The sequence below is a fragment of the Frankia sp. Cppng1_Ct_nod genome (genome assembly GCF_920656135.1).
GTDB lineage: Bacteria > Actinomycetota > Actinomycetes > Frankiales > Frankiaceae > Protofrankia > Protofrankia meridionalis.
In genome coordinates, this window is the sequence record NZ_CAKKTK010000067.1 from 1 (window position 1) to 25,836 (window position 25,836).

Genomic DNA, 25,836 nt, shown 5'->3' on the forward strand with positions numbered 1-25,836 from the left:
GACCTCGGAGGCCATGACCACCAGACCGTCGTCAGTCACCCAGTAGCGCGACGGCCGCAACCCGTTACGATCAAGTACCGCGCCGATGACCGTCCCGTCGGTGAACGCGATGGACGCCGGGCCGTCCCACGGCTCCATCAACGCCGAGTGGAACCGGTAGAACGCCCGGCGGGCCGGGTCCATCTCCTCATGGTTCTCCCACGCCTCCGGGATCATCATGAGAACCGCGTGCGGGAGGCTGCGCCCACCCAGGTGCAGCAACTCCAGCACCTCGTCGAAGCTGGCCGAGTCGCTGGCGCCGTCGGCGCAGATGGGGAACACGCGGCGCAGGTCGCCCGGGAGAAGATCGCTGGCCAGCAGGGCCTCACGGGCCTGCATCCAGTTCCGGTTGCCGCGCACCGTGTTGATCTCACCGTTGTGGGCGACGAACCGGTACGGGTGGGCAAGCGGCCAGCTCGGGAAGGTGTTGGTCGAGAACCGGCTGTGCACCAGGGCGATCGCGCTGGTGCAGCGGGGGTCGTCCAGGTCGGGAAAGTACGCCGAGAGCTGGTGGGTGGTGAGCATGCCCTTGTAGACGACGGTGCGCGCGGACAGGGACGGGAAGTACACCCCCGCTTCCCGGCGGGCCCGCTTTCGGACGCAGAACGCCCGGCGTTCGAGCTCCATCAGCTCGTAGGGCGCCCGGTCCTCGCCGGGCGCACCGGGCGCACCGGGCGCACCGGGCGCACCGGGCGCACCGAGGAAGATCTGACGCATCCGCGGTTCGACCTCGGCGGCGGCCCGGCCGACGATGTGGCTGACCACCGGCAGCTCACGCCAGCCCAGCACCCGCAGGCCCTCCGCGCGGACGATGCGGCTGATCGTACGCACCGCGTCGTCCCGGTCCCCCGCGACCTGCGGCAGGAACGCGGTACCCACCGCGTACTGGCCCGCCGGCGGCAGCGGGAAGTCCACGACGTCCCGCAGGAACTCGTCAGGGACCTGAAGCAGGATGCCCGCGCCGTCACCCGTGTCCGGATCGCAGCCGGAAGCACCTCGGTGGTCGAGGTTGCGCAACACGGTAAGACCCTGCTCGACCAGTTCGTGACTACGTCGGCCATGAACATCGACGACGAAACCGACCCCGCACGCGTCGTGCTCGAAGCTGGGGTCGTACAAACCTTGTGGGATTGGCATCCGGCGGGTCCTGTCCGTCTTCGGGGGTTCTCCGTGAGGCGGACGACGCTGTCCGAACGCGCCGACACGACGCGGAGTGCCCCGGCCAAGCGCAATAACGAGTGTGCCACGTACGCCGGGGATCCGCCGTGGTCGCGAACGGCCCGGACCCGGATGTGGCCAACCGGGCATGAGTTCAGGTTTGACCTACCGGTCGGCCAACATGGTCCTGTCAGCGGACAGCGGTCCCGAACACCGCTCCCAGCAGGAACGTCGCGCCGGCGGCCACCGCGCCGAGCGCGAGCTGACGCAGCCCCGTACGCAACGCCGGCCGCCGGGTGAAACGGCTCACCAGCAGCCCGACCCCGAACATGGCGAAGGCCGACAGGACCGCGCAGGCAAGGAAGGACCTGGCACCGAGCAGGTAGGGAAACAGCGGCACCAGGGCGCCGACGCCGAAGGCCAGGAACGACGCCGCACCGGCAAGGAGCGGGCTGGGCAGCTCGTCCGGGTTGAAGCCGAGTTCCTCGCGGACGTGGATACGCAGGGCCGTCTCCGGCTCGCGGGAGATCTGGGCTGCGACCTGGACCGCAAGCGCCGGTGAGAGGCCACTGCGGCGGAAGACCCCGGCGAGCTCCGTGGCCTCAGCCACGGGTGAACGCTCCAGCTCCCGGCGCTCCACCTCGACCTCGGCCCGCATCGCCTCGCCCTGGGAACGCACCGAGGTGTACTCGCCGATCGCCATGGACGTCGAGCCCGACACGAGACCGGCAAGCCCCGCGAGCAGCACGGTATGGCCGACGGCAGCCCCGCCGGCGAAACCACTGATCAGCGCGAGGTTGCTGACCAGACCGTCCATCACCCCGAACACCGCCGGCCGAAGCCATCCTCCGGCGATGTCGTGGTGGGTGTGGTGCACCTCCGCGGCTGTCACGTCGCAAGGGTAGATGCAGGTGGCAGGGCTACAGGCAGGCGGAACGTGCGTCGTCCATCACGTAAAGTGAACCAAACCTTGACCGGGAGCTCATTCGTCCGCGGCGGACGGGGTGTTCGCGTGCTCCACCGGTCCGATCGCTTCGGCCGGCTCGGCCGGTGGATCGACGGGCCGGCGAAACAGCGCAAGAGCGGCCACCGCGGCGATGAAGACCACGATGGACACCCAGTCGTTCAGCCGCATTCCGAGGAACCGATGGGCCTCGTCGACGCGCAACGCCTCGATCCACGCCCGTCCGGCGGTGTACAGGGCGACGTAGAGCGCGAACAGCTTGCCCCGGCCGAGCCGATGATGACGGTCCACCCACAGCAGGGCGACGGCGACGCCGACGTCCCACAGCGACTCGTACAGAAATGTCGGATGGTAGAGCGACACGCCGGGAACGGCAGGGTCATGGGTGATCCGCACCGCCCAGGGCAGGTGCGTCGGACGCCCGTAGAGCTCCTGGTTGAACCAGTTCCCCCAGCGTCCGATGGCCTGCGCGAGCACGAGCCCGGGTGCCGCCGCATCGGCGAACAGGCCGAGACTGGTCCCCCGCTGCCGGCAGACGAGCCACACGCCGAGCGCGCCACCGACCACCCCGCCCCAGATCCCGAGCCCGCCGTGCCAGACCTTCAGCGCGTCCACCGGATGACCGTGGGCGCCGAAGTAGGCGTCCGGGCTCGTGACAACGTGGTAGATCCGCGCACCGACGATGCCGAACGGAACAGCCCAGGCCGCGGCGTCCGCGGCAAGGCCCGCAGGCTCGCCCCGGGCACGCAGTCGCCGGTCAGTCAGCACGATCGCGACCAGAACACCAATTATGATCATGAAAGCGTACGCCCGCAACGGGATGGGGCCTACATGAAGGACGCCCGTCGACGGGCTGGGAATCGCGGCTTCGACCACGCAGGCCAAGCTATACCGGCCTCCCCCGTGCAACGCCTGCGGCATGGCACCCGGACCCCTGCATCACCCAGGGTGAGCCGACAGCACGGACCCGCGGACGCCGCTCGCGAGCCCCGCCGCGACCCGGCGCAGTGCCGCCACCCCTGCATCGGCGTCCTCGCCCGCCCGGTCGGAATCCACCAGTACCCTCACCAGCGCCGAGCCCACGATGACCCCGTCAGCGAAACCGGCGACCTCGGCCGCCTGAGCGGGAGTGCTCACGCCCAGGCCCACAGCCACCGCAGTATCGGTGATGGCTCGGACCCGGCCCACCAGCCCGGCCGCCCGTTCGCCCACGGCGGCCCGGGTCCCGGTGACACCCATGAGCGATGCCGCGTAGATGAAACCACGGCCGACCTCGGCGACCGCCGCGATGCGCACGTCCGTCGAACTCGGCGCGACCAGGAACACCGGGTCCAGACCGGCGTGGGTCGCTGCGTCGAGCCACGGGCCCGCCTCCTCCGGGGGGAGGTCCGGTGTGATCGCCCCGGCCCCGCCGGCAGCCGCGAGATCCCGGGCGAACGCCTCGACGCCGTACCGCTCGACCGGGTTCCAGTAGGTCATCACCAGCGCCGGCGCACCGGTCTCGGCCACGGCCGCCACGGTGCGCAGCACGTCCCGTGTGGTGACCCCACGCCGCAGGGCCGCGTCGGCGGCGGCCTGGATCACCGGACCGTCGATGGTCGGGTCGGAGTAGGGCAGGCCGACCTCGACGACGTCCACCCCCGCCTCGACCATCGCCCGCATGGCCGCGATCCCTCCGGTGACCGAGGGGAAACCGGCCGGTAGGTAGCCGACCAGCACCGCCCGGCCCTCGCCGCGAGCCCTGGCGAACACCTGGCTCAACCGGCCGTACCCGATGGAAGGATCGGGTACGGCCGAAGGACCATGCCCTTCCGCAAGACCGTGCACAGTTGGTCCGTTCCGTCGTCCGTGTCTGTTTCCTGGCGCTGGATGCCAGCCGTCAGAGAAGATCGAACCACCTGGCCGCGGTGTCGACGTCCTTGTCTCCTCGACCCGAGCAGTTCACCACCACGACACCGTCCGGGCCCAGTTCCCGGGCGACGTCGAACGCGCAGGCGAACGCATGCGCACTCTCGATCGCGACCAGGATGCCCTCCGATCGCGCGACCACCCGCAGCGCGTCCATGGCCGCACGGTCGTCGACCACCCGGTAGGTCGCCCGCCCGACCTCGTGCAGCCAGGCATGCTCGGGGCCGATGCCCGGGTAGTCGAGCCCGGCCGAAATCGAGTGCGAGACCTGCGTCTGCCCGTCGGCGTCCTGAAGGAGGAAGGTACGCATGCCGTGCAGCACACCAGGCGTCCCGCCGGCGATCGCGGCCGCGTGCCGGCCGGTCGCCACACCGTCGCCACCAGCCTCGGCGCCGATGAGCCGGACCGAGGCGTCCGCAATGAACGGGTGGAAGATGCCCATCGCGTTCGAGCCGCCGCCGACGCAGGCCACCACCGCGTCGGGAAGCCGACCGGTGCGGTCGAGGACCTGAGCACGCGCCTCGACGCCGATGACCCGTTGGAAGTCACGGACCAGCATCGGGAAGGGATGCGGCCCCATGACCGAACCGATGCAGTAGTGGGTCGTCTCGACGGTGGCGACCCAGTCCCGCAGGGCCTCGTTGATCGCGTCCTTGAGGGTTCGGCTGCCCGACGCGACCGCGACGACCTCGGCGCCGAGCAGCCTCATCCGGGCGACGTTGAGCGCCTGGCGGCGCGTGTCCTCCTCGCCCATGTAGACCACGCAGTCAAGGCCGAGCAGCGCACAGGCTGTGGCGGTCGCAACGCCGTGCTGGCCGGCACCGGTCTCGGCGATCACCCGGGTCTTCCCCATGCGGCGGGCCAGCAGACACTGACCGAGCACATTGTTGATCTTATGCGAGCCGGTGTGTGCCAGGTCCTCCCTCTTCAGCAGGATGCGCGCACCACCGACATGGCCGGTCAGTCCGGCCGCGTCCGTGAGCGGGGTGGGCCGGCCGGCATAGGTCGCGAGCAACCCGTCCAGTTCCACGGCGAAGGCCGGATCGGCGCGGGCACCCGCATATGCACCGGTCAGCTCGTCCAGTGCGGCGAACAGCGCCTCGGGGACGAAACGGCCACCGAAGCGGCCGAAGTGACCGGCGCTGTCAGGAACGGCGCTGTCTGCGACGGAACCCTCGGGCATGAACCCGACGGCCGACGCATCCGACTCACCCTCAGTGACGGTTCCGGCTGGGGTCATCATCTGACTGTATCGGTCAGCGTCCGATCCTGGTAGCCGGGTGCGCGCCCGCGGTCACAAGATCCGCAACCGTCTGCCGGGGATCGCCGCCCGTTACCGCGGCCTCCCCCACCAGCACCGCCTCCGCTCCCGCCGCGGCATAGGCAAGCAGGTCGTGCGGGCCGCGCACGCCGGATTCAGCGACCTTGGTGATCCCGGCCGGCAACAACGGCGCCAGCCGGGAGAAGATGTCGCGGTCGATCTCCAGCGTGCGCAGGTTGCGTGCGTTGACACCGATCAGGCGCGCGCCCGCGTCGACCGCGCGCACGGCCTCGTGCTCGTCGTGCACCTCGACCAGGGCCGTCATGCCCAGCGACTCGACCCGCTCAAGCAGACCGACCAGACGAGGCTGTTCCAACGCCGCCACGATCAGTAGGACGATGTCCGCGCCGTGCGCGCGGGCCTCGAAGACCTGATACGGCGAGACGATGAAGTCCTTCCGCAGGACGGGTACGTCCACCGCCACCCGCACCGCGTCCAGATCGGCGAGCGAGCCGCCGAAGCGGTGCCGTTCGGTCAGAACGCTGATCGCGGCGGCGCCCGCGGCCTCGAACTGGGCCGCGAGCGCGGCCGGGTCCGTGATCGGCGCCAGATCACCCTTGGACGGCGAGCGGCGCTTCACCTCGGCGATCACGGAAACCGCTCGGGTGCGCAACACGGCCAGCGCGTCCCTCGGATCAGGGACACGCTCGACGCGTCGTTTCAGCGCCGTCAGAGGAAGCGTGGCCTCCCGTTCGGCAAGGTCCGCGCGCACCCCGTCAAGGATGTCGTCGAGAACACTCATCGGCCGGTGCCCGCGGCTGTCGCAGCCATGGCGCAGATGGTAGGCCAAGCACGGACGACGGGCATCGGACCCCTGCCGCAGAGCGTCGACTGTCACGCTGGGCGGTTGCCCGTCGGTTGACACAAGCCGGAAACGCTCCGACATGTTGCCAGCAAAAGACCTTCTCACGCCGGATGTGTCGACTCCACCCCCACGGACCGTGATTGTTCGTTCGTTGTGCAACAGTCGCCATTGATGCCCAGGGTGAGGCGGGCCTGCGGGACCGAGACGATCCGCCGCGGACGCCGTCCGGAGCTCCCACGCGGACCACTGTGCCCGACCGCACCGTCGGTCTCCCTCCCAGGAACGGAAACCAGCCATAGGATGCGACGCTCAGTGAAAGATAAGTACCTGCACTCAGGTCAGGACGCGACAAACGTGATCAGTCGGTCGGCCAGGCCCGGATGGAGAAGCTTCTCGCGGACTACGACCCCTTCGCGGCCCCGTCCGGGTGACCCGACCGGGTGACCCGGACGCGGCGACGACCCGACCCGACAAGCCGTCAGGTCGGATCATCGCCGCGGTCGATGGCCTCCCAGGCGTCGACCGGCCGGGATGCCGGAGCCTGGTAGCGCGCGGACAGCGCCGACCAGGCATATCCGCGGATCATGACGACCATGCCGCCGAGGGCGAGCAGTACACCGCCGGATGCGGCCAGCCACGGCCCGGCCGTTCGCCGCGGGTCGATCAGATCGACGACGACCCCGGGGACGATCTGACGCACCTGTGAGGCGGCCCGTACGGCCATCAGCGGGTCGGCGGCGATCCGGCCGGCGACGACCGCGACCGCCACCCCGGCGGCCAGCATCAGCAGACCAACCAGAACCCGGCCGAACCGCCGGGTCGCGGCGATCGCCGCCACTCCCGCAAGCCCGACAAGGCCCAGCCCCGTGACGGCCGGGGCGAGATCCGAGCCGGACAGGCTTACCGCCAGCGGCGCCGCGGTCACCGCGGCATCCCCGGGAACCGACCCGTCCGCGACCCGCAGCCTCACCCAGGTCGTTCCCGCCACGACCAGCACCAGCACGGCACCCACCAGGCAGCAGGCCACCGCCCCGGTCATCTCCTGCTGTCGCGACCGCCGGGGACCGCCACGCCGGGATCCACCGACGCCGGGGTCGGTCGGACGCGCCCGCTGCCGCCGGTCCGTCATGCCGGGGGACGCAGCGACTCGGCGATCTCGATCGCCCGCAGCACCGCCGCCGCCTTGGTGCGGCTTTCGTCGTTCTCGGCGGCGGGCACCGAATCCGCGACGATCCCCGCCCCGGCCTGTACGTAGGCCACGCCGTCGCGCAGCACCGCGGTCCGGATGGCGATCGCGGTGTCCAGGTCGCCACCGAAGTCGAGGTAACCGATCACGCCCCCGTACAGGCCCCGACGGGTCGACTCCAGTCCGTCGATGATCTCCATGGCGCGCACCTTGGGCGCACCGGTGAGGGTGCCCGCGGGAAACGTCGCGGTGAGGACGTCAACGGCCGACCGGTCCTCGGCGACCTCGCCGATCACTGTGGAGACGATGTGCATGATCTGCGAGAACCGCTCGACGGCGGCGAACTCGACCACCCGGACCGAACCCGGCGTGCAGACCCGGCCCAGGTCGTTGCGCACCAGGTCGACCAGCATCACGTGTTCGGACCGCTCCTTGGGGTCGGCCAGCATCTGCGCGGCAAGCTCGGCGTCATGTTCCGGCGTGGCACCACGGGGACGGCTGCCGGCGATCGGATGCAGCAGGGCTCGGCGGCCTGTCACCTTCACGTGTGCTTCCGGCGACGACCCGATCACATCATGGTCACCGAACCGGAGCAGGTACATGTAAGGGCTCGGGTTCGATGCCCGGAGCACCCGGTAGATGTCGAGAGCCGCGGCGGTGGTCGGCCGTTCGAACCGCTGGGAGACCACGATCTGGAAACACTCACCGGCACGGATCTCCTCGATGGCGGCTTCGACGGACGCCTCGAAACGCTCCGGTTCGGTCGTCGACACGAAACCGGCGAGCGAGAAGCCCGCCGGCACCCCCGTGGTCGCGACCGTCGGTTCGCTCGACTTGCCGAGACCCGCGGTCATGACTTCGAGGCGGTCCACGGCGTCGTCGTAGGCCGCGTCGAGATCCGCGCCGCCGGTGAACACGTTGGCGATCAGTAGGCAGGACCCGTCCCGGTGATCGAGCACCGCGAGGTCGGCGGTCAGCATCATCCGCAGCTCGGGCATGCCCAGGTCGTTCACGGCACCGTCCGGCAACCGTTCGACCCGCCGGACGATGTCGTACGACAGGTATCCCACCAGCCCGCCGGTGAGCGGCGGCGCGTCCGCCGGCCGCGGAGCGCGCAGTGCCAGCTGGGTCGCCCGGAGCACGTCCAGCGGGTCACCGCCGGTGGGGACACCCGGCGGCGGCGCGCCGTCCACCCAGACCGCGGACCCGTCCCGCTCGGTGAGGATGGCCGCGGCCCGGACGCCCACGAACGAGTACCGCGACCAGACCCCGCCGTGTTCGGCGGACTCCAGCAGGAACGTCGCGGGACCACCGGCGAGCTTGCGGTAGATCCCGACCGGGGTCTCACCGTCCGCGAGCAGACGTCGGGTCACCCCGACCACCGGGTACTCGGCGGCCAGCGCGCGGAACTCCTCACGACCAGGAACGATCTCACCTGTCGTCATGCGTCGGCTTCCCTCCCGGGATCGATGACGTCCACCCCTCGGGTGTCGGCGGCGGCCCGCGACGGCCCGAGGACGACGGCCGGCAGGGTCCGGTCGTCGAAACAGGTCCGGCTGCCCGTATGGCAGGCCGGTCCCACCTGGTCGACCTGGACGAGGACGGTGTCCCCGTCGCAGTCGAGCGACACCGACCGGACCCACTGGCGGTGCCCGCTGGTGTCTCCCTTGACCCAGTATTCGCCGCGGCTGCGGCTCCAGTACGTGACCCGCCCGGTGGTGAGCGTGCGGTGCAGTGCCTCGTCGTCCATCCAGCCGACCATCAGGACCTCGCCGGTGTCGAACTGCTGGGCGACGGCGGGGAACAGGCCGTCGGCGTCATGCTTGAGCCGGCTGGCGATCGCGGCGTCCAGACAGGAATGGCGGGCGGGCACGGGCCTATTGTGCCGGGTCACCCACGCGGAAACGCTCCGTTGCCCATCGTCGTTACCCATCGTCCGGCGGGCTGCCGTCACAAACCGGTCACTCCAGCCGTCCATGAGGCATGAAGCTGCTGGTACACGCCTGCGGTCCCGGCCAGTTCGGTGTGGGTGCCCCACTGGACGATCCGGCCCGCGTCGACGACCACGACCATGTCGGCGGACTGAGCCGTGGACAGCCGATGGGCGATGGTGACCGACGTCCGCCCACGGGTCAGTTCGACCAGCGCGCGGGCGATCCGCACCTCGGTCGCCGGGTCGACCGCCGACGTGGCCTCGTCGAGGACGAGCAGATCCGGGGCGGCGATCTGGGCCCGGGCGAGAGCGACCAGCTGACGTTCCCCCGCGGACAGCGAACTCCCGCGCTCGCCGACCCGGGTCCCCACACCGTCGGGGAGCCCGGCGACCCAGTCCGCGAGCCCCAGCACGGCGAAGGCATCCACCACGTCGCTGTCGGTAGCACCCGGATGTGCGAACCGGATGTTGTCGGCGATGCTCAGGTCGAACAGGAACCCGTCCTGCGGGACCATCACGACCCGCCTGCGCAGCGAGGCGAACCGCACCTGCTCCAGGGGCACGCCGCCGAGCAGCACCTGACCGGACGTCGGGTCCATCAGCCGGGTGAGCAGCTTGGCCAGCGTGGTCTTGCCCGATCCGGTCTCACCGACCACGGCGACCCTGGTCCGCGGGGCGATCTCCAGGTCGATGGCGTGCAGGACGAGCGGTCCGCCCGGATAGGCGAACGCCACCCCCGCGAAGCGCACCCCGATCGGGCCGGGGGGAAGGTCCCGCCCGCCGGCCGGGCCCGGGTCCTCGACGTCCTGCGGGGTGTCGAGCACGTCCAGGACGCGGCGCAGGCCGGCGAGCGCGTTCGCCCCCTCGTTCAGCACCTCGGTCAGGGTCTGCAGCGGGATCACGAACAGCGTCACCAGGAACAGGAAGGCCACCAGCCGACCGGCGCTGAGGTGGCCGCCCACCCCGAGCAGCACGCCACCGGCCACCACCGACGCGGTGGCGAACGCGGCCACCAGCTCCCCCGCGGAGAAGACCGTGGCGACGAGGCGCTGCGCGGCGGTCTGCGCCGAGCGGTACCGGTCGACGGAGGTCTCGACACGCAGCGTCGTGCGTTCCTGCGCACCGTAGGCACGTACCACCTGGGCGCCGACGACGGACTCCGCGATCGCGCCCAGCATGTCCGCGACCCGTTCCCGGACGATGAGGTAGCGGCGGGCGACACGCGGTTGGAACCGCCGGATGACGACGGCCATGGGGACGAAGCAGGCGTAGACGAGGACGGTCAGGGGCCAGGAGTAGATGGCCATCAGCGCGGTCACGATCAGCATCTGCCCGCCGGACAGCAGCAGGACCATGCCGCCGAACTGCAGGAACTGCGACATCTGGTCGACGTCGCTGGTGACCCGGGAGGTGAGTGCGCCCCGCCGCTGCTCCGACTGGGTCAACACGGACAGGTCGTGGATGTGTCGGAACGCGCGTACCCGCAACGTCGCCAGCGCCGCTTCGGACGACCGGTAGAGCCGGACGTTCATGCGGTAGGCCGCCAGCGCCGTCACCACGATCGCCACGGCCGCGCCCGCCACCGCGGTCCAGACCACGGAGAGGTCCGTCGCCCGCCCGCCGGCAAGACCACGGTCGATGGTCTGCTGGACCGCGATCGGGACCACGGCCCGTCCAGCGGTGGCGATGACCGCGAGTAGCAGCGTCACACCAACTCCGGCGGTGAGCTCCGGCGCGAGCCGCCGGACGCGGCGGGCCGTCGCCCACAGCGGCTCCCGGGGCCGGGCCGGGTCGGGTGTCGGGTCGGGCGTCGGGTCGGGCGTCGGGTCGGGCGTCGGGTCGCCGCCCCCGGGAACGCGGGGAGCCGGCACGGCCGCGACGGTCACCGCCCGACCCCGGCATCCTGGACGATGCCCGCATCCCCCGCCACCGGATGGTAGGCACTCAACAGCGCCGCATACCCGGCCGACGTGGCCATCAGCTCACGGTGGCTGCCGCGGCCGGCCACCCGTCCCCGCTCCAGGTACACCACGTCGTCGGCCAGTTCGATCGTTGCCCGCCGGTGCGCGATGACGACCACCGTGGACGCGCCGGCCCGCTCCCGCAGGCCGGCGAGGATGGCCTGCTCGACCCGCGGGTCCACACTCGACGTCGCATCGTCGAGGACCAGCAGCCGTGGCCTGCGGACCAGTGCCCGGGCCAGGGCGATCCGCTGGCGCTGCCCACCGGACAGCGTGGTGCCGCGTTCACCGACCTGGGTGTCCAGGCCGGCGGGCAGGGCCGCGACAAAACGGTCGGCCTGCGCGCGGGCGAGCGCCTCCCACACCTCGGCGTCATCGACCGCGAGGCCTAGGGCCACGTTGGCGCGGACGGTGTCGTCGAAGAGGAACGCCTGCTGGGCGACCAGGGAGGCGGCCGTGGTGACCTCACCCGGGCGCAGCTCACGCAGGTCGGCCCCGTCGATCCGGACCGTTCCGGAGTCGGGGTCGTAGAGCCTCGCCAGCAGACCTGCCAAGGTCGACTTCCCGGACCCGGTCCGCCCGGCCAGCGCCACCACACGTCCCGCCGGCACGTCGAAACTGACCCCGTCCAGCGCGGGCCGGTCCAGCGCGGGCCGGTCCAGCGCGGGCCGCGCAGGTTCCGCCGCGCCCGGCCGGGCCGCGGACGGCCGGGCCGCGACCGGTCGCGGGTAGGAGTAGGAGACCGCGTCCACGGTGAGCGACGCCGGGCCGTCCCCCGGCAGCACGGCGGAGCCGTACTGCTGCTCGCCGCGCGCCCGCAGCACCTGATCCACCCGGCCGTGGCCGACCACCGACCGGGGCAGCTCACCGAACACCCAGCCGATCGCCCGCAGCGGGAACGCCATGAGGGTGAACAGGTAGGCGACCCGCACCAGATCGCCGACATCGAGCGCACCGGCGGAGATCCGAGCCGTCCCGACCAGCAGGACCGCCAGCACGCCCAGGTTCGGTAACGCGTCCATCACCGGGTCGAACAGTCCCCGTACCCGGCCGGCGCGGACCATCGCGTCCCGCAGCTCGCCCGCCTTGGCTGCGAACCGGGCGGTCTCCTCGGCCTCCCGGCCCATCGTCTTGACGACCAGCGCGCCGTCGAAGGACTCGTGCGCGACCCCGCTCACCTCCGCCCGCAGCTGCTGGGCACGCGACAGCAACGGCGAGATCCTGCGCCCATAGGCGACGTTGACGACGCCGAAGACGGGGAAGACCACGCAGCCGACCGCGGCCAACAGCGGATCGGTCGCGACCAGCACCGCCAAGGCGACGAACAGCATGACCACCACGCCCACCGCGAACCCCAGCGGCAGGATCGGAGCCCACATCGCCTCGACATCCGCGTTGGCGTTGGACAGCAGCAGGCCGGTCGAATGGCGCTGATGCCACGCCAGCGGCAGCCGCAGGTACTGCCGGGTGACCCGGCGGCGGTAGGCCGCCTGTAGCCGGAACGCCATCACCCCGCCGCCGAGCCTGCGCACGTACATCCCCACCGCCCGGGCGAGACCGACGACGCCCAGGACCATCACGGCGAACGTGAGGCCGGCGGCAGCCACCCGACCGGTCCTGAAGGACGGCAGCAGGACGCGGTCGGTGACCTCGCCGAGCACGACCGAACTCGCGACGGTCATGAGTCCGAACAAGGCGCTCCCGGCGACGGCCGCGGCGAACGACCGGGGTTCCTCGCGGATCGCCACCCCGATGATCGAGAGCCCCTTGCGGATGACCGCGGGTGAGCCCGCGGAAAGCGGTGTCGTCTCCAGCTCGCGCGCCACCGCCACGGACGGTCCCGCCACGCTTCGGGAGCGTTTGGGCACAGTTCTCCCTTCAGCGCTCACCACGCCGCCGACAACAGCACGGCCGAAACGAATTCGAACCGAAAACGCGCCCCACCGCAACGGATTTGACCGATGTCGCAGTCCCACGGACGCGGCTCCAGCCGCGTCACGGTCCCGCCGGCGCATCGGCATCACGGTCTGCCGGTGGCATCACGGCCTGCCGGTCATGTCCGGACGTTTCATGGTCGAGGCATCGTCCACCCGGGGAGTGTCCGGAAGTCGGCCGTGAGCTGACGCGGGGTCGGCTGTGGGTCGGCGATCAGGTCAACGGACGGGTACGGCGCCGACGCGGCCGAACCTGCCCCGGGTCGGCCCGCCGACCGGCTCGCCCACGCGGGGGGGTGGGCAGCAGCTCCATGTCCGACGCTGCCGGCTGTGCCTGCCGGGTGGCGTTGCCCATCTCATGCGGGATGATCTGTTCACGGAAAATACGTTCGTTTTCCGCGGAGGAGAGTTCGTAACCGGACGGCTTGGGCTCAGTCACCACCGCCCGCCTCCCGCCGCACCACCGCCGTGTACTGGGCGCGAACGCTTGCGATCAGCTCCCGATCCGTCGGGTCAAGTGTGTCGCGCCGTCGTGCGCATGCCGCCTGCTCACGCTTCAGCTCCTCGAGCAGACCCTGCTCCGGTTGTGCCCGCTGCTCCTCGGCGTGGATCCGGGCGCCGAGGAAACCGATAGCCGCGCTGATCGCTTCGATGGCGGCCTCGTACGCGACAGCCTCCTCGCTGTCCCAGGAAAACGCTTTCATCCCTGAAAATACCGAGGACGAAAAACCGGCTTCTTCCATTAGCCAACTCCTTGTGATCGATAGGGCTGACGGGGAAACATCCGCCAATTGTAATCTCTGTCCGGCCGCGTTGTGGTGCGATCGGAACTTCATTCCTACCCGTGCCTTTCGCCTGCAACGAAAGAGTCACCCGGTAGGAGACCCGCCGCCCGGTCCGTCAACGCTGACGAACACGCCGCGTTGATGGTCAGAAAAGGGCCTGGGCGTCAGTGACGTCCTTGTTCGTCAGACCGTGAATCCGGGTGGCGAAATGCTTGATCGGCTGCTGTCGAATCGTTACGTGGCCTACAGGTCGACCTGGCCCATGATGCAGGTAACGGTGCCACCACCGACCCAGATCGCGCCGTTAGGGTCGCGGGCGATATGGACACGACCGGTGCGTCCCAGCACGGTTCCCTGGCTGACGACATACGGGGCATGCGCCCGCCCGGTCGCCAGAAGCCACTGCGCCAGCGAGGCGTTCAGGCTCCCGGTCACCGGGTCTTCGACCGCGGTGATCTGAGGGGAGAACGCCCGCACCTCGAACGCCTGGGTGGATCCCGGCGGGTATGGACCCACGACACCGACGTCGAGGTCGACGGTCCCCGGCCGCAGCGCGAGCACGGCGTCCGCGCTCGCGAGCAGGACGGCCACCCAGCCTGGTCCGTTGTCCACCCACTGGGCGTCAACAAGGTCGGTGCGGTCGATGCGTAGCACCGACGCGATGTGCCTCACCAGCGGCTCGGCGACAGGTCCCGAACGCAGCAGCGGGGGCGCGGCGAACGCGAGCCCGCCCGCGCTCCGGCGTACCGCGACCAGCCCGACACCGCATTCCTGCACGATCCGGTCGGGATCGTGCGGCGTCCCGCCCGCCGACAGCCAGGCGTGGCACGTGCCCAGCGTCGGATGCCCGGCGAACGGCAGTTCGGAGGTCGGGGTGAAGATACGTACCCGGTAGTCCGCACCTGCCGCGTCCGGGGACAGCACGAAGGTGGTCTCGGACAGGTTTGTCCAGGTGGCGAACCTGCGCATCGCCTCCGTGGTCAGCCCGTCGCCGTCCAACACGACCGCAACCGGATTGCCGTGATACGGCGTGGTGGTGAAGACGTCGACCTGGCGGAAGGGGCGCGACATAACCCGATTCTGCCGTCGACATGAGCGGAGCGTCACGAACGGGTCAGCGAACGGGTATGGCGGCGGCGCGCAGCGCGTCCTTGACGTCGGCGATACGCAGCTCGCCGAAGTGGAAGACGCTGGCCGCGAGTACCGCGTCGGCGCCCGCGGCAACAGCCGGGGAGAAGTCCGCCACCGCTCCCGCGCCACCGCTGGCGATCACCGGCACGTCCACAGCCGCGCGCACGGCAGCGATCATCTCCAGGTCGTAGCCGTCGCGGGTCCCGTCGGCGTCCATCGAGTTGAGCAGGATCTCCCCCGCGCCGAGATCCACCGCACGCGCCGCCCAGCCGACCGCGTCGATACCCGTACCGCGGCGGCCCCCGTGGGTCGTCACCTCAAAACGCGGACCGGCCGGGGCTGGGGTGCGCCGGGCGTCCACCGACAGCACGATGCACTGGCTGCCGAACCGCAACGCGCATTCCCGGACCAGCTCCGGGCGGGCCACCGCGGCGGTATTGATACCGACCTTGTCCGCTCCGGCCCGCAGCAGCCGGTCGACGTCGTCGGGGACGCGCACCCCACCGCCGACGGTCAGCGGAATGAACACCTGCTCGGCGGTACGCCGGACCACCTCGTAGGTGGTGGCCCGGTTCCCGCTGGACGCGGTGATGTCGAGGAAGGTCAGCTCGTCGGCGCCCTCCGCGTCATACAGCTTCGCCATCTCCACCGGGTCGCCGGCATCCCGCAGATCGGTGAAGTTCACGCCCTTGACGACCCGTCCGGCATCGACGTCCAGACAGGGGATCACCCGGACGGCGACGGTCATCGGCTGGGCGTCGTGGGTTGACCGGAGGCGACGGCCAGCGCCTCGGGCAGGGTGAAGGCCCCCGCGTAGAGGGCCTTGCCGACGATCGCGCCCTCGACACCCGCCACCCCCGCTATCGCCGCGAGGTCACCGAGAACCGACACCCCGCCGCTGGCGATCACAGGCCGCGACGTAGCCGTGGTGACAGCGCGCAGCAGCTCGAGGTTCGGGCCGGTGAGGGTGCCGTCGCGATGGACGTCGGTGACGACGTAACGGGCGCAGCCGTCGGCGTCGAGGCGGGCGAGGACGTCGAACAGTTCGCCGCCATCACGGGTCCAGCCGCGGGCCGACAGGATTGTGCCGCGGACGTCGAGCCCGACTGCGATCCGGTCGGCGACCCGGTCGATGGCCCGGCGCACCCAGTCGGGGTTCTCCAGCGCGGCCGTACCGATGTTCACCCGCGCCGCGCCGGTCGCCAGCGCCGCGTCCAGGGAATCATCGTCACGGATACCACCGGAGAGCTCCACGGCCACGTCCAGCGACCGCACCACCTCGGCGATCAGGTCACGGTTGGAACCGCGTCCGAACGCCGCGTCGAGGTCGACGAGATGGATCCACTCGGCGCCGTCGCGCTGCCAGGCCAGCGCGGCCTCGCGGGGGTCGCCGTAGGAGGTCTCGGAGCCGGCCTCACCCTGGACCAGCCGGACGGCCCGGCCGTCGGCGACATCCACGGCGGGCAGGAGGGTCAGCGCCACATCGCACACCTTACGGGGACTACGGGGACCCCTGCGTCTGTGGCGGGCCGCCGTTGCCCGGCCACGTTCCGCATGTGATCATTGCCTGGTGGTCCACCTGGCGGGGCGCCCTTGTCGCGGGCGGGGCACGGGCGTCGGCGTCCTGGCGTCCGCACGGTTATGGGCGACGCTCGTCTCCGGGAGCGCCCGGCGGTACACCGCTTACCGGGCCACCGTCGCCGCCGCCGTCCTCGCCTCCGTCGTCACGGCTGTCCTGCGAGCCCATGTCGCGCTGTCGGTCACCGCGTTGGACGTCCGGTGGACCGCCGGACGGGTCGCGCTCGTCCCGATGATGGTCGCCGGTGAGACGCTGATCGCCGGGTCGCTCGTGGTGGCCGGCTGCGCCCTGTTGTTCGTCGCGCCGGACGCGTCCATGGCGGTGAGTGCCGTCAGCAACGGCGCGCACCTCGCCGGCCAGTACCCGATGGCGATCTACGACAGGCATCTGCTGATCCTGCTGACCTTCGTGGTACCGGTCGCGTTCGTGAACTGGCAGCCGGCCCTGTACGTCCTGTCCAGGACCGATCCGCTGGGGCTGCCGACACCGGTCCGGTTCCTGGCCCCGGCTGTTGCCGCCGTGTCGGTGGCGGGCGCCGCCTGGGCATGGCGGGCCGGGATCCGCCACTACCGCAGCACCGGAAGCTGACCCCTACCACGGCACCGCCCGTGGCCGCCCGCGCGGGCGGGATCAGCCGAATATCGACACACTCCGCTGCCACCAGTCAAAAAGAATTTTCCGGCCGTTCGGCGTGTCGACGGCCGACGCATACACCGCGACCCGCGCGGAATCATAGGTCCAGAATATCCGGTAGCGGGAGTCACCCGGATAGCACATCAGGGTTCCCATTAATTTTCCGCGGCGCGACCAGGAACCGTTGTGACTTCCACCGGATCCGCAGTTTCCGGTCTCGAGAACCATCGCACGCCGCATCCTGACGAAGGCGTTATAGCCCGCGGCAGCTTCAAAATTAATGATCAGCGGACGACGGACAGGACCTTCGGACCGAGTGGCACAGTTCAGCGCGGCAGCAATTCCCGCCTTTTCTTCGTTTATACCCGGGCTGCAGGTGGAAATGTCGATGACACGACTTGACAGTCTGTCCCGGAGACGGTGCTCGGCTTTGGTGAAACCGTTTTCATCCCGTACCTCGTCCGCCCTGGGCGCCGATTTCTCCAGTGCCGGCGCGAGCAGCGGACCGTTGAACGCCGACTTCAACGCAGAATCCTGCACGTACTCCACACCCACCGGAACAGGACATTTACGACCGTTCCGGGCGTCGAACACCTGGATCTCGCCGGTGTTGCCGGGAACCGATATCCGGATGACGTCGGAGCTGAAAACAGACTGAAATCCCCCGTTCAGACAGGCGCCGATCCCACCGCGCGAACCGATCCTGTAGCGGTCCTCGACAGCCTGGCTGCCGACGGAGTGCTCAAGGATCAACAACGTCTGATCCCCGGCGGGTTCCTTCACCGTCCCGGCACCGCCCGGGTATCGCCCGACCACCGTGACGGAAGCCGGGTTCAGCGAAATCGAGACGTCACCGTCAACCGACACCGTGAACTGCACCGGGCGGAACGCCGGCGTGAACTCGGGGGGTCCGCCACTTCCCGACCCACAGGCCGCCAGGACGAAGAGCAGACCAAGCGCCGCGACGGTTCCTGATATCCATCGGGAACGAAGGCAACCGCCTTCGTGTCCGTGCGCCGTCACTCGCGGCGAACCTGCTCGTGGCAATGTCGAACGGGCGTGTGCTGGCACTGCTGCAGTCCCCCATATATTGCGCACCGCGACAAGCACGCGGACGACATGCTGACGAAGCGTGGTGGTCCCGCTGTCGGGACCACCACGATACGGTCATCGGCATAAGGCGCACCGGGCACACCCAGAAGGCGACGTGGTGTCATACGCCTGTCACCGTTCGGGGATGGACTGTTCAGCCCAGATCGTCTTTCCACAGAGGGTCTGGCGGGTACCCCAGCGCTGGGTGAGCGCGGCGACAAGGAACAGGCCGCGCCCGCCCTCGTCGAAGGTGCGGGCCCGGCGCAGGTGCGGGGCGGTGCTGCTGGCGTCGGAGACCTCGCAGATGAGGCTGCTGTCCAGGATCAGGCGCAGTTGGAGGGGTGCTCGAGCGTGGCGGATGGCGTTGGTGACAAGCTCGCTGACGACCAGCTCGGTGGTGAAAGCGACCGGCTCCAGTCCCCAGTCGATGTCGCGGTCCACCCTGACCGCACTGATTCTGACTGCCGCAGGCCTGACGCCGACGGCGGCACAGGCGAACCCCAGCGATACACTCGGCCCGACCCCTGCGGAGGTACTGTCCGCCATCGACCTGGCGGTCCCGCAGATCTCCCATGTCGGTTCTGTCAACGTCACACCGCCCGCGCCACCCGCCGGGCCTGAATTCCCAAACATCAACCTTCCCGAGACCGGGACCCCTGTCATCACGGTTCCACCCATCACGGTTCCACCGATCGTGATTCCTCCGATCGCGATTCCTCCGATCGTTGTGCCCACTGTATCGCTGATGACCTCTAATATTCTGGGCGCACACGTCCAGGCACCGCTCGACCCGGACCAGATGGTGGTCCTGTCCCCTGACGACGCCACCACCTCGCCGTTCCACGCCACGGTCAGGGACATCGAGGTCGATGACCCCGAGGCGGTCCTCGCGGTGCCCACCGTGGATGAACCCATGACCGGATATCCGGCGATTCCCCCGGACCCGCCGACCGCGGCGGAGCTCAACCCCTCGCCACCCTCGGTCGCGAGCCGCACGATCGGGGTCACCATCCCGGACAGTGCGAACGGCGGCAACGGGATCGTGGCCGAGCCGGGGCTGACCGTGTATCCGTCGACGGACGACTCGACCACGCAGGCGGTACAGACCGCCGCAGACGGCACGGTCCGGTTCCTCAGCGTCCTCGACGGCCCGAACGCCCCAACCGAGTTTCCGTACAAACTGGCTCTTGACAGCGGGTCCATCATCGACCCGAAGGATGACGGCAGCCTGGTGGTACTCGCCCCGCCCGCCAGTGACGGGAGCCGATCGCCCATCGCGCGCATCGCCGCGCCATGGGCCTATGACTCGCAGCAGCACGCACTGCCGGCCTGGTACACCGTGAGTGGTCACACCGTCGTGCTGCACGTGACACATGCCGGCGCAGCCTATCCTGTGGTCGCCGACCCGGAGATGTTCTTCTACCATTACTTCTCGCCGGCCAGCCCTTATGCGGAGGGCGGCAGCTTGACCAGCCCCATTGGACGGTTCACCTCACAGGTCGACTACCGGAACATGTCCCGGCTCATCTTCCAGTGGGGATTTCAGCTCTCCTACAGCCAGCGTAATGCGTGCAGCTACCACAAGGCATCCGAGGTCGCGCACGCCGTCGTTTTCAACCGGATGACACGCTACCTGGACAGCCACCCGAACCAAAGCTGCGACTATACTTTCCATTCGAGTATGTCCAAGTACACCTACGCGGACGACATCCTCTTCCCCACGACGCACTACCTACGCGGCGGCATTGGTATGCCGCTGGACCTGATAGTGATCGTCCAGTTCCAGATCGGACCACGCACTATCCGCCAGGTACAGGTCTACGGGGACTACGTTCTCTAGACCCGGCCAGGTCTAGCCTGGGACATGGCCGCCGGTTGGTCTTCGGAAGTTCACCCGAGCCCACGAGGACCAGCCGGTGTCCAGCCAGGGCGGGAACTCCGGTAGCCGCAACTGGCCCAGCCGACGACCCGACAACCTGCCTAGAGCCGCCTGACGACCGATGGAGACCGGAGCCGATGATGGCAGAGAACCAACACGAGGCTCCCTCCGTGGCGTGGGTGTCCTGGGCAGACATCCCCGCGGGGAGCCCGCTGGCGCACGCTGGCCCAGCGGCGTCCGCCATGATCGGGCATCCCGTCCGGCGCCGGATCGAGAGCACGGTAGCCGCGGCACGTGCCGAACTGGGTCCCGCCTCCCGGCGGATCACGGTCACCGTCGACGGCATGGACAGTGCCGAGCTGGACCATACGCGGGCGTGGCTGGCGGCGGGTCAGCTCACGGCCGTGGAGGCGGGTCGACGGCTGGGAATTCGGGTGGACGAAGAGGAACTCCCGGGCTGGGTCAGCGGCTGGTTGATCTCGGCACACGGCCCGAACGGTGTCACGACCACCTCGGTGCTCCCGACGATGGAGTCAGCCGAGCTTGCCGTCGACCTCGCGAGCTGGCTGCAGCAGGTCCTCGCCGACGCCGGTATCTCGGAGCCGGTCCCGCCATGCCCGGGGCACCCTCATCCCATGGTCCCGACGGTGCACGAGGCGGCGCCCTGGTGGTCCTGCCCGGCTGGAAACCTCGTCCGTCCCTGGCAGACGCATCCAACCGCCGTCGTGTGAGGCCGGCCGCCGCTTCGGGCGAACAGGGCTGAGGCCGGCACGCTACCAGTTGGCCACGTAATCACGCGACTACACCCGCATACCAACTGCGAAGAGGCCGCCTGGGAGCATGTGGCCATGATTGAGGTTGAGGGGGTTACAAAGTCCTTCGTCCTCCGCAAGCGGGCGGGCAGGCTCCGGCGTGAGCGTGTCGACGTGCAGGCCGTTCGTGATCTCTCGTTTAGGATCGCGCCCGGCGAGATGGTCGGCTATCTGGGGCCGAACGGCGCAGGCAAGTCCACGACCATCAAGATGCTGATCGGGATCCTCGTACCCAGTAGCGGTCACCTGCGCGTCGCCGGGCTCGACCCGTCCCGCCAGCGGATGGAACTCGCCCGCCGTATCGGAGTCGTGTTCGGGCAGCGGACAACCCTGTGGTGGGACCTGCCCCTGCGGGACGGCTTCGACCTGCTCCGCCACATCTACCGCATCCCGGCGGACCGGTTCCGCGAGAACCTGGACCGTTTCGTGGACCTGCTGGACCTGGCATCGTTCCTCGACACACCCGTCCGGCAGCTTTCGCTCGGCCAGCGCATGCGCGGCGATCTCACCGCCGCGCTGCTGCACGATCCTGAAATCGTCTACCTGGACGAACCGACTATCGGTCTGGACGTGGTGTCCAAGACCGCGGTCCAGGGATTCCTCACCGAACTCAACCGCGAACGCGGGACCACGGTGCTGCTCACCACCCACGACATGACCGACATCGAACAGTTGTGCCCGCGGGTGCCGGTCATCGATCATGGCCGCCTCGGCTTCGACGGGCTGCTACGCGACCTGCGCGACCGGATCGGCGGGGAACGCACGCTGGTCGTCGACCTGGCCGGACCATGTCCGCCGATCGAGGTGGACGGCGCCCGGGTGGTCCGGGTCGACGGGCCACGCCAGTGGCTGGGGTTCCCGGCGTCCGCGAGCGCGGCGCCGCTGGTCTCCGCGGTGGTCGACCGTTACCCGCTGGTCGACCTGTCCATCCGGGAGCCGGCGATCGAGGACGTCATCGCCCGGCTCTACACCTCCGGGGCGGGGACGGCCCCGGGCACGGGCAGGTCACCACTCCCACCCCGGGATCCCGACACGATGCAGGACCAGGCGCCGGGCCCGGCGCCATCACGGTGAGCGGTCACAGTAGGCGGTCATAGTGAGCGCCCGCCTCCCGACAGTGGAAGGCAGGCGTGTCGCAGGGTCCACACACCGTCGCGACCGTGCAGACGTGTTGCCGACAGCGGCGGGACGTCGATGCGCCAGAAGACCTCCGGGGGTGACCGCAGCACCGTGACCAACGCGGCTCGGATGACCGCCGGGTGCGTCACGGCGATAGTGCGCCCAGGTGCGGACGCACCGCATGTCAGCCAGTCCCCGACGCGGGCGATCAGATCGATAACGGACTCGCCGCCGTGCGGTGCCACGGCCGGGTCGCGGACCCAGGCCTCCAGGTCGGTCCGCGGGACCTCCACGAGCGCACGCCCCTGCCAACCTCCCACGTCAAGGTCGCGCAACGCCGGATCAGGCGTGGCGACCAGTCCCAACGCGTCCGCTGTCTGGCGGGTGCGCAGCGATGCGTCGCACAGCGCCCGGTCGGCGGCGTGCAGCCCGGCGGCTGCCCCCGAAACCCGGCGCGCTTCCCCGTCGGCGAGTCCTTCGTCGGCCGGGAAACGCGCCGACCGCACCGCGGCGGTCCGGGCGTGGCTGACCAGGGTGAGGCGCGCCGTCCCCGGAAGGGAACCGGTCACGCCTCGGTGGTGACCAGCGATCCGGTCACGCCCACGCCGCGTTCCCCCGTCGATGCGACCGCCGCGGCGGACCGGACCGCACGGTCGGTCAGGGCACCGAACAGCAGCCCGATCGTGGCCCACACCGTCGCGTTGACGGCCAGGGAGGCGACCCGGAACCTCCACAGCACGTCGGCGGGGAAACCCTCGGGAGTCTCGTGCACCCGCGGCAGAAAGTAGTACGCCAGCCCGACGATCACGACCGTCCCGGCCACGGACAGCAGTGCCGCGTCCCAGGTACCGAACCTGGCCGCGAACCGCCGGGCGGTCACACAACCGCCGATGACCACAGCGAGCGAGATCAGCATCATCGTGAAGTACAGGCTGGTCCGCTCGCCGATCGTGTCGGGATTGCCGATCGACGGCGGGTTGGCCGGGTACTTCAGGTCAGGCAGCAGGTACATCCCCACGAAGCCCGCGAGTGCCACCAGCGCCGCCGTCGCCCGCGCCCCGAGAGCGCCCAGCCGGCCCTGCGTGCAGGCATAGGCGAGGGAGAACAGGCCACCGAGGGCGACACCGAACGCGAGCAGCCCGGTGAACAGTCCGATCGTGCTCTGGACGGTTCGGGTGACCGGTTCCGTTCCGCCCGTGCCCTCGGCGGCATCCCGTGCCGACTCGAAGGCGATCGCATGGCCGACCTGGCTCTCGCCGAGAGTCTTGGCGACGATGAAGGCAAGCACCGCGGCCACGACGCCGACCAGCATGCCTCGGATCAGCAGTGGACGAATCATCTCAGGCCCGCGCTCAGTGGCAGGGGAAGCCGAGTAGGTGGCGGGCGTCGTGCACGAACTCATGGACGTAGCTGCCGCCCACGACCGACACCGCGCCCTGTTCCGCGCCGACGAAGTACAGCAGTACCATCATCAACATCGACCCGAAGATCATGAATGGTGCCAGTTCGCGCAACGGGATCTTCGGTAGCGCCGGCCGAGCGACCGGGGCATCGAGAACGGCGGGATGCGCCACGACGGGACCTCCACAGGAATCATGCGTTCCACTCGAGCAGGACACGTCCGGTGATGGGTCTGGCTTCCGATGTCATCCGACGGAGTACACCGGTCACAGTGGCGCGACCGCACCGGATTCACACCGGCTTCCAACACCCGAACACCTTTGAGACAAGCAGCAACCAACCACCACGTCAAGCCTGATTGACTGCACAAATATGCAGATGCGCCGGATACCCTGATATGCCGGATACCCGGATGTCGGAGCCGACCCGTCGAGCCGGAGTCATCCGTGGACGGATGCCGCGACAGGCACCCCGACGTCAAGATCCCGCAGGGGGACCACCCGCCGGCCCAGCGGCGCGATCGCCAGCGGAACCATCTTGAACGACGCGACGCCGAACGGGATCCCGATGATCGTCAGGCAGAGCACAAACCCGAACAACAGGTGGGCGACCGCGAGCCACCAGCCCGCGATCAGGAACCAGACCACGTTGAGCAGGAAGACCGCCACCGGCGCGTCACCAGGCCGATCGACCACCACCCGGCCGAAGGGCCAGATCACATAGCTCCCCAGCCGGAAGGAGGCGATCCCGAACGGGATGGTCACGATCAACAGACAGCACACGATGCCGGCCACGAGGTACCCGACGGCGAGCTCCAGCCCGGCCAACAACAACCACAAAACGTTCCCCGCGATCCGCATGCCGGGTACCTACCCGGACGGGAGGCAGGGACCCCCGGGAGAACAGGCACATGTCCGCCCCGGTCGGGACGGGGTTCCGGCCCGACCGGGGCGAGTTTCCCGGAGTCACCGAACCATCCGGGTACCTCGGTACCTGACTGCCCAGACTTTCGTCCTGTTCTCACCAACGACAGCGGACTGCCAGTGATCAAGGATAGTAGCTTGGTCGCGAGGCAGGGCCATCGTTCCGTCGGGTCCGCCCACGGCCAGATTCCAGCGACGAGGTGGGTAGGAGTCAGGGGAGAGCCGGGCCTGGAGCCGTTCTCGGAATTTTTCCCGAGAACAGCTGAGCATTGTCGTGCCAGCCGAGAGAGAGGAAGACGCGGTGAGCGACGAGAAATCCGTGGACCAGCAGCTGCATGTACAGGGTCGGGACGCGGTAATTGCCCAGTCGGACGGTGTCGAGTGGCGTGGGGGAAAACCGCCGAACTATCATTTCTCGAAAGTTGCCATGCCGCACGAAAGAATCAGCCGGCATGCGGAAGGCTCCCTGGCCGACATCGTCGAGCGCGTAGTTCAGGTCTTCGAACTGGAGCTTTCCTACAAGAAGAATCCAGCCCAGTGGGTCAGTATGGTGGCCGATCAGTTGCGCGTACGCGTGAACGGCGGGCCATCGGCAACCGCCGAGGACCTCGTCGAAAAGGGCAGCTACAACATGCTCATCGGGGAGAACCCCTATTATTCCGCGAGCGAGGAGACGTTCGAATCCTCCCACCAGGTGTTCCATGACGCATTCCCCGGTGGCTTCTTCTGGGAGGTCCTGGACGTCTACTCGCCCCCGCCCGTGATTACTTTCAAGTGGCGGCACTGGGGTACCTTTAATGGCCCTTACAAGGGGTTCGAACCGACCGGGAAAAGGCTCGAGATCTTCGGTGTCACCGTGGCCCGGTGCACCGACGATCTCAGGCTTGTCGAGGTCGAGCACTTCTACGACAACAGCGAGTTCCTCAGCCGGCTCACCGGTGGCTGCCCTGTGTAGATCCGGGCCCGGGCGCCGTCCGACTCCCGGCGTGCAACGATTAATCAGCGTCTTCCGGCCGCAAGAGCCCTGCGGCCATCAGGCGACTGCCGGTATCGTGACGCTCTGTGCCGGTAATGAACACGCCAGGTCAGCCTGAACAGGACCTCCGCCGACATCGACGATGATCTCGGCGGGCGTGCATTCCGGTAGCGGTGCGGCCCCGCCATGAGCCTCGCCGGATCCCGGCTTCGCCGGCCGGTGGACGCAAGCCGCTACCGGGCCGGGGTTATCAGTCCGTAGTGCTCGTCGTAACGGTGGTAGAGCACGTTACCGTTG

Annotated in this window: 25 protein-coding genes and 2 pseudogenes; 5 read left to right on the forward strand and 22 right to left on the reverse strand. The window is 69.4% G+C overall.

What is annotated here, in order from left to right:
• From NBW77_RS17120 to priA, 16 genes and pseudogenes are all read right to left on the reverse strand, one after another.
• Window positions 1–1,176, reverse strand: a pseudogene (locus NBW77_RS17120) (glutamate synthase subunit alpha); the annotation flags it as partial.
• A 211-nt stretch (window positions 1,177–1,387) separates the two neighbouring features.
• On the reverse strand, window positions 1,388–2,089 hold the full coding sequence (locus NBW77_RS17125) for a VIT1/CCC1 transporter family protein (RefSeq protein WP_250280005.1): 702 nt from the start codon (window positions 2,087–2,089) through the stop codon (window positions 1,388–1,390).
• Window positions 2,090–2,212: 123 nt separating this feature from the next.
• Window positions 2,213–3,037, reverse strand: a pseudogene (gene lgt, locus NBW77_RS17130) (prolipoprotein diacylglyceryl transferase); the annotation flags it as partial.
• Between the two features lie 63 nt (window positions 3,038–3,100).
• Window positions 3,101–3,937 carry a tryptophan synthase subunit alpha gene (gene trpA / locus NBW77_RS17135; protein WP_131747228.1) on the reverse strand — a complete coding sequence of 279 codons (837 nt, stop codon included), beginning with the start codon at window positions 3,935–3,937 and terminating at the stop codon, window positions 3,101–3,103.
• A gap of 103 nt (window positions 3,938–4,040) precedes the next feature.
• Window positions 4,041–5,252 (reverse strand): tryptophan synthase subunit beta, encoded by a 1,212-nt coding sequence (trpB, locus tag NBW77_RS17140; RefSeq protein ID WP_242605897.1) that lies wholly within the window; start codon window positions 5,250–5,252, stop codon window positions 4,041–4,043.
• Window positions 5,253–5,325: 73 nt separating this feature from the next.
• On the reverse strand, window positions 5,326–6,132 hold the full coding sequence (gene trpC, locus NBW77_RS17145; RefSeq protein ID WP_131747211.1) for an indole-3-glycerol phosphate synthase TrpC: 807 nt from the start codon (window positions 6,130–6,132) through the stop codon (window positions 5,326–5,328).
• Between the two features lie 541 nt (window positions 6,133–6,673).
• Window positions 6,674–7,234, reverse strand: coding sequence for a Trp biosynthesis-associated membrane protein (locus NBW77_RS17150; RefSeq protein WP_242605893.1), 561 nt, complete (start codon window positions 7,232–7,234; stop codon window positions 6,674–6,676).
• A gap of 86 nt (window positions 7,235–7,320) precedes the next feature.
• Window positions 7,321–8,826 (reverse strand): anthranilate synthase component I, encoded by a 1,506-nt coding sequence (locus tag NBW77_RS17155; RefSeq protein ID WP_131747213.1) that lies wholly within the window; start codon window positions 8,824–8,826, stop codon window positions 7,321–7,323.
• On the reverse strand, window positions 8,823–9,254 hold the full coding sequence (gene hisI, locus NBW77_RS17160) for a phosphoribosyl-AMP cyclohydrolase (protein WP_250280006.1): 432 nt from the start codon (window positions 9,252–9,254) through the stop codon (window positions 8,823–8,825). The genes NBW77_RS17155 and hisI overlap by 4 nt, the downstream gene beginning before the upstream one ends.
• 77 nt (window positions 9,255–9,331) lie before the next feature.
• Window positions 9,332–11,200, reverse strand: a complete 1,869-nt coding sequence (locus tag NBW77_RS17165; protein ID WP_502799496.1) for an ABC transporter ATP-binding protein — start codon at window positions 11,198–11,200, stop codon at window positions 9,332–9,334.
• Complete coding sequence (locus tag NBW77_RS17170) at window positions 11,197–13,107, reverse strand: ABC transporter ATP-binding protein (protein ID WP_242605894.1); 1,911 nt, start codon at window positions 13,105–13,107, stop codon at window positions 11,197–11,199. The genes NBW77_RS17165 and NBW77_RS17170 overlap by 4 nt, the downstream gene beginning before the upstream one ends.
• Window positions 13,108–13,423: 316 nt before the next feature.
• Window positions 13,424–13,651: a hypothetical protein gene (locus NBW77_RS17175; protein ID WP_131747215.1), complete on the reverse strand. Its 228-nt coding sequence runs from the start codon at window positions 13,649–13,651 to the stop codon at window positions 13,424–13,426.
• Complete coding sequence (locus NBW77_RS17180; protein WP_131747216.1) at window positions 13,641–13,913, reverse strand: hypothetical protein; 273 nt, start codon at window positions 13,911–13,913, stop codon at window positions 13,641–13,643. The genes NBW77_RS17175 and NBW77_RS17180 overlap by 11 nt, the downstream gene beginning before the upstream one ends.
• Before the next feature lie 324 nt (window positions 13,914–14,237).
• Complete coding sequence (locus NBW77_RS17185; RefSeq protein WP_131747217.1) at window positions 14,238–15,065, reverse strand: PhzF family phenazine biosynthesis protein; 828 nt, start codon at window positions 15,063–15,065, stop codon at window positions 14,238–14,240.
• A gap of 43 nt (window positions 15,066–15,108) precedes the next feature.
• A complete protein-coding gene (hisF, locus tag NBW77_RS17190) occupies window positions 15,109–15,873 on the reverse strand; it encodes an imidazole glycerol phosphate synthase subunit HisF (protein ID WP_131747218.1) in 765 nt (254 codons plus the stop codon).
• On the reverse strand, window positions 15,870–16,607 hold the full coding sequence (gene priA, locus NBW77_RS17195) for a bifunctional 1-(5-phosphoribosyl)-5-((5-phosphoribosylamino)methylideneamino)imidazole-4-carboxamide isomerase/phosphoribosylanthranilate isomerase PriA (RefSeq protein WP_131747219.1): 738 nt from the start codon (window positions 16,605–16,607) through the stop codon (window positions 15,870–15,872). The genes hisF and priA overlap by 4 nt, the downstream gene beginning before the upstream one ends.
• Window positions 16,608–16,695: 88 nt before the next feature.
• Here priA and NBW77_RS17200 point away from each other — a divergent pair, with 88 nt between their 5' ends.
• The gene (locus NBW77_RS17200) at window positions 16,696–17,292 is read left to right on the forward strand and encodes an ABC-2 family transporter protein (protein ID WP_165486156.1); all 597 of its coding nucleotides are present in this window, start codon (window positions 16,696–16,698) and stop codon (window positions 17,290–17,292) included.
• 42 nt (window positions 17,293–17,334) lie between these two features.
• Here NBW77_RS17200 and NBW77_RS17205 read toward each other — a convergent pair whose 3' ends face one another.
• The gene (locus NBW77_RS17205) at window positions 17,335–17,931 is read right to left on the reverse strand and encodes a hypothetical protein (RefSeq protein ID WP_131747221.1); all 597 of its coding nucleotides are present in this window, start codon (window positions 17,929–17,931) and stop codon (window positions 17,335–17,337) included.
• Between the two features lie 630 nt (window positions 17,932–18,561).
• Window positions 18,562–18,870, reverse strand: coding sequence for an ATP-binding protein (locus tag NBW77_RS17210; protein ID WP_250280007.1), 309 nt, complete (start codon window positions 18,868–18,870; stop codon window positions 18,562–18,564).
• A 304-nt stretch (window positions 18,871–19,174) separates the two neighbouring features.
• Between NBW77_RS17210 and NBW77_RS17215 the strand changes: the two genes are divergently transcribed.
• The 3 genes from NBW77_RS17215 (at window position 19,175) to NBW77_RS17225 (ending at window position 22,194) form a co-directional block, all read left to right on the forward strand.
• Window positions 19,175–20,269: a hypothetical protein gene (locus tag NBW77_RS17215; RefSeq protein ID WP_165486158.1), complete on the forward strand. Its 1,095-nt coding sequence runs from the start codon at window positions 19,175–19,177 to the stop codon at window positions 20,267–20,269.
• Between the two features lie 209 nt (window positions 20,270–20,478).
• Window positions 20,479–21,039 (forward strand): hypothetical protein, encoded by a 561-nt coding sequence (locus tag NBW77_RS17220; protein ID WP_250280008.1) that lies wholly within the window; start codon window positions 20,479–20,481, stop codon window positions 21,037–21,039.
• 117 nt (window positions 21,040–21,156) lie between these two features.
• Window positions 21,157–22,194 (forward strand): ABC transporter ATP-binding protein, encoded by a 1,038-nt coding sequence (locus NBW77_RS17225; protein ID WP_250280009.1) that lies wholly within the window; start codon window positions 21,157–21,159, stop codon window positions 22,192–22,194.
• 17 nt (window positions 22,195–22,211) lie between these two features.
• Here the strand turns inward: NBW77_RS17225 and NBW77_RS17230 are convergent, their stop codons facing one another.
• From NBW77_RS17230 to NBW77_RS17245, 4 genes are all read right to left on the reverse strand, one after another.
• Complete coding sequence (locus tag NBW77_RS17230; RefSeq protein WP_131747223.1) at window positions 22,212–22,808, reverse strand: histidine phosphatase family protein; 597 nt, start codon at window positions 22,806–22,808, stop codon at window positions 22,212–22,214.
• Window positions 22,805–23,578, reverse strand: a complete 774-nt coding sequence (locus NBW77_RS17235) for a CbtA family protein (RefSeq protein ID WP_131747224.1) — start codon at window positions 23,576–23,578, stop codon at window positions 22,805–22,807. The genes NBW77_RS17230 and NBW77_RS17235 overlap by 4 nt, the downstream gene beginning before the upstream one ends.
• 13 nt (window positions 23,579–23,591) lie before the next feature.
• Window positions 23,592–23,813, reverse strand: a complete 222-nt coding sequence (locus tag NBW77_RS17240; RefSeq protein WP_175324733.1) for a CbtB domain-containing protein — start codon at window positions 23,811–23,813, stop codon at window positions 23,592–23,594.
• A gap of 267 nt (window positions 23,814–24,080) precedes the next feature.
• Window positions 24,081–24,500, reverse strand: coding sequence for a YccF domain-containing protein (locus NBW77_RS17245; RefSeq protein ID WP_131747225.1), 420 nt, complete (start codon window positions 24,498–24,500; stop codon window positions 24,081–24,083).
• A 364-nt stretch (window positions 24,501–24,864) separates the two neighbouring features.
• On the opposite strand from NBW77_RS17245, the gene NBW77_RS17250 reads away from it, so the two are divergent.
• Window positions 24,865–25,518, forward strand: coding sequence for a nuclear transport factor 2 family protein (locus NBW77_RS17250; protein WP_131747226.1), 654 nt, complete (start codon window positions 24,865–24,867; stop codon window positions 25,516–25,518).
• The last annotated feature ends 318 nt before the right edge of the window (window positions 25,519–25,836 follow it).

What these genes read in the sequence shown, in the direction of transcription:
- NBW77_RS17155 (WP_131747213.1), bottom strand. Translation starts at nt 8,826, where the DNA reads ATGACGACAGGTGAGATCGTTCCTGGTCGTGAGGAGTTCCGCGCGCTG.
- NBW77_RS17245 (WP_131747225.1), bottom strand. Translation starts at nt 24,500, where the DNA reads ATGCGGATCGCGGGGAACGTTTTGTGGTTGTTGTTGGCCGGGCTGGAG.
- NBW77_RS17235 (WP_131747224.1), bottom strand. Translation starts at nt 23,578, where the DNA reads ATGATTCGTCCACTGCTGATCCGAGGCATGCTGGTCGGCGTCGTGGCC.
- trpC (WP_131747211.1), bottom strand. Translation starts at nt 6,132, where the DNA reads ATGAGTGTTCTCGACGACATCCTTGACGGGGTGCGCGCGGACCTTGCC.
- NBW77_RS17150 (WP_242605893.1), bottom strand. Translation starts at nt 7,234, where the DNA reads ATGACCGGGGCGGTGGCCTGCTGCCTGGTGGGTGCCGTGCTGGTGCTG.
- NBW77_RS17185 (WP_131747217.1), bottom strand. Translation starts at nt 15,065, where the DNA reads ATGTCGCGCCCCTTCCGCCAGGTCGACGTCTTCACCACCACGCCGTAT.
- NBW77_RS17180 (WP_131747216.1), bottom strand. Translation starts at nt 13,913, where the DNA reads ATGAAAGCGTTTTCCTGGGACAGCGAGGAGGCTGTCGCGTACGAGGCC.
- NBW77_RS17215 (WP_165486158.1), top strand. Translation starts at nt 19,175, where the DNA reads ATGACCTCTAATATTCTGGGCGCACACGTCCAGGCACCGCTCGACCCG.
- NBW77_RS17225 (WP_250280009.1), top strand. Translation starts at nt 21,157, where the DNA reads ATGATTGAGGTTGAGGGGGTTACAAAGTCCTTCGTCCTCCGCAAGCGG.
- hisF (WP_131747218.1), bottom strand. Translation starts at nt 15,873, where the DNA reads ATGACCGTCGCCGTCCGGGTGATCCCCTGTCTGGACGTCGATGCCGGA.
- trpB (WP_242605897.1), bottom strand. Translation starts at nt 5,252, where the DNA reads ATGCCCGAGGGTTCCGTCGCAGACAGCGCCGTTCCTGACAGCGCCGGT.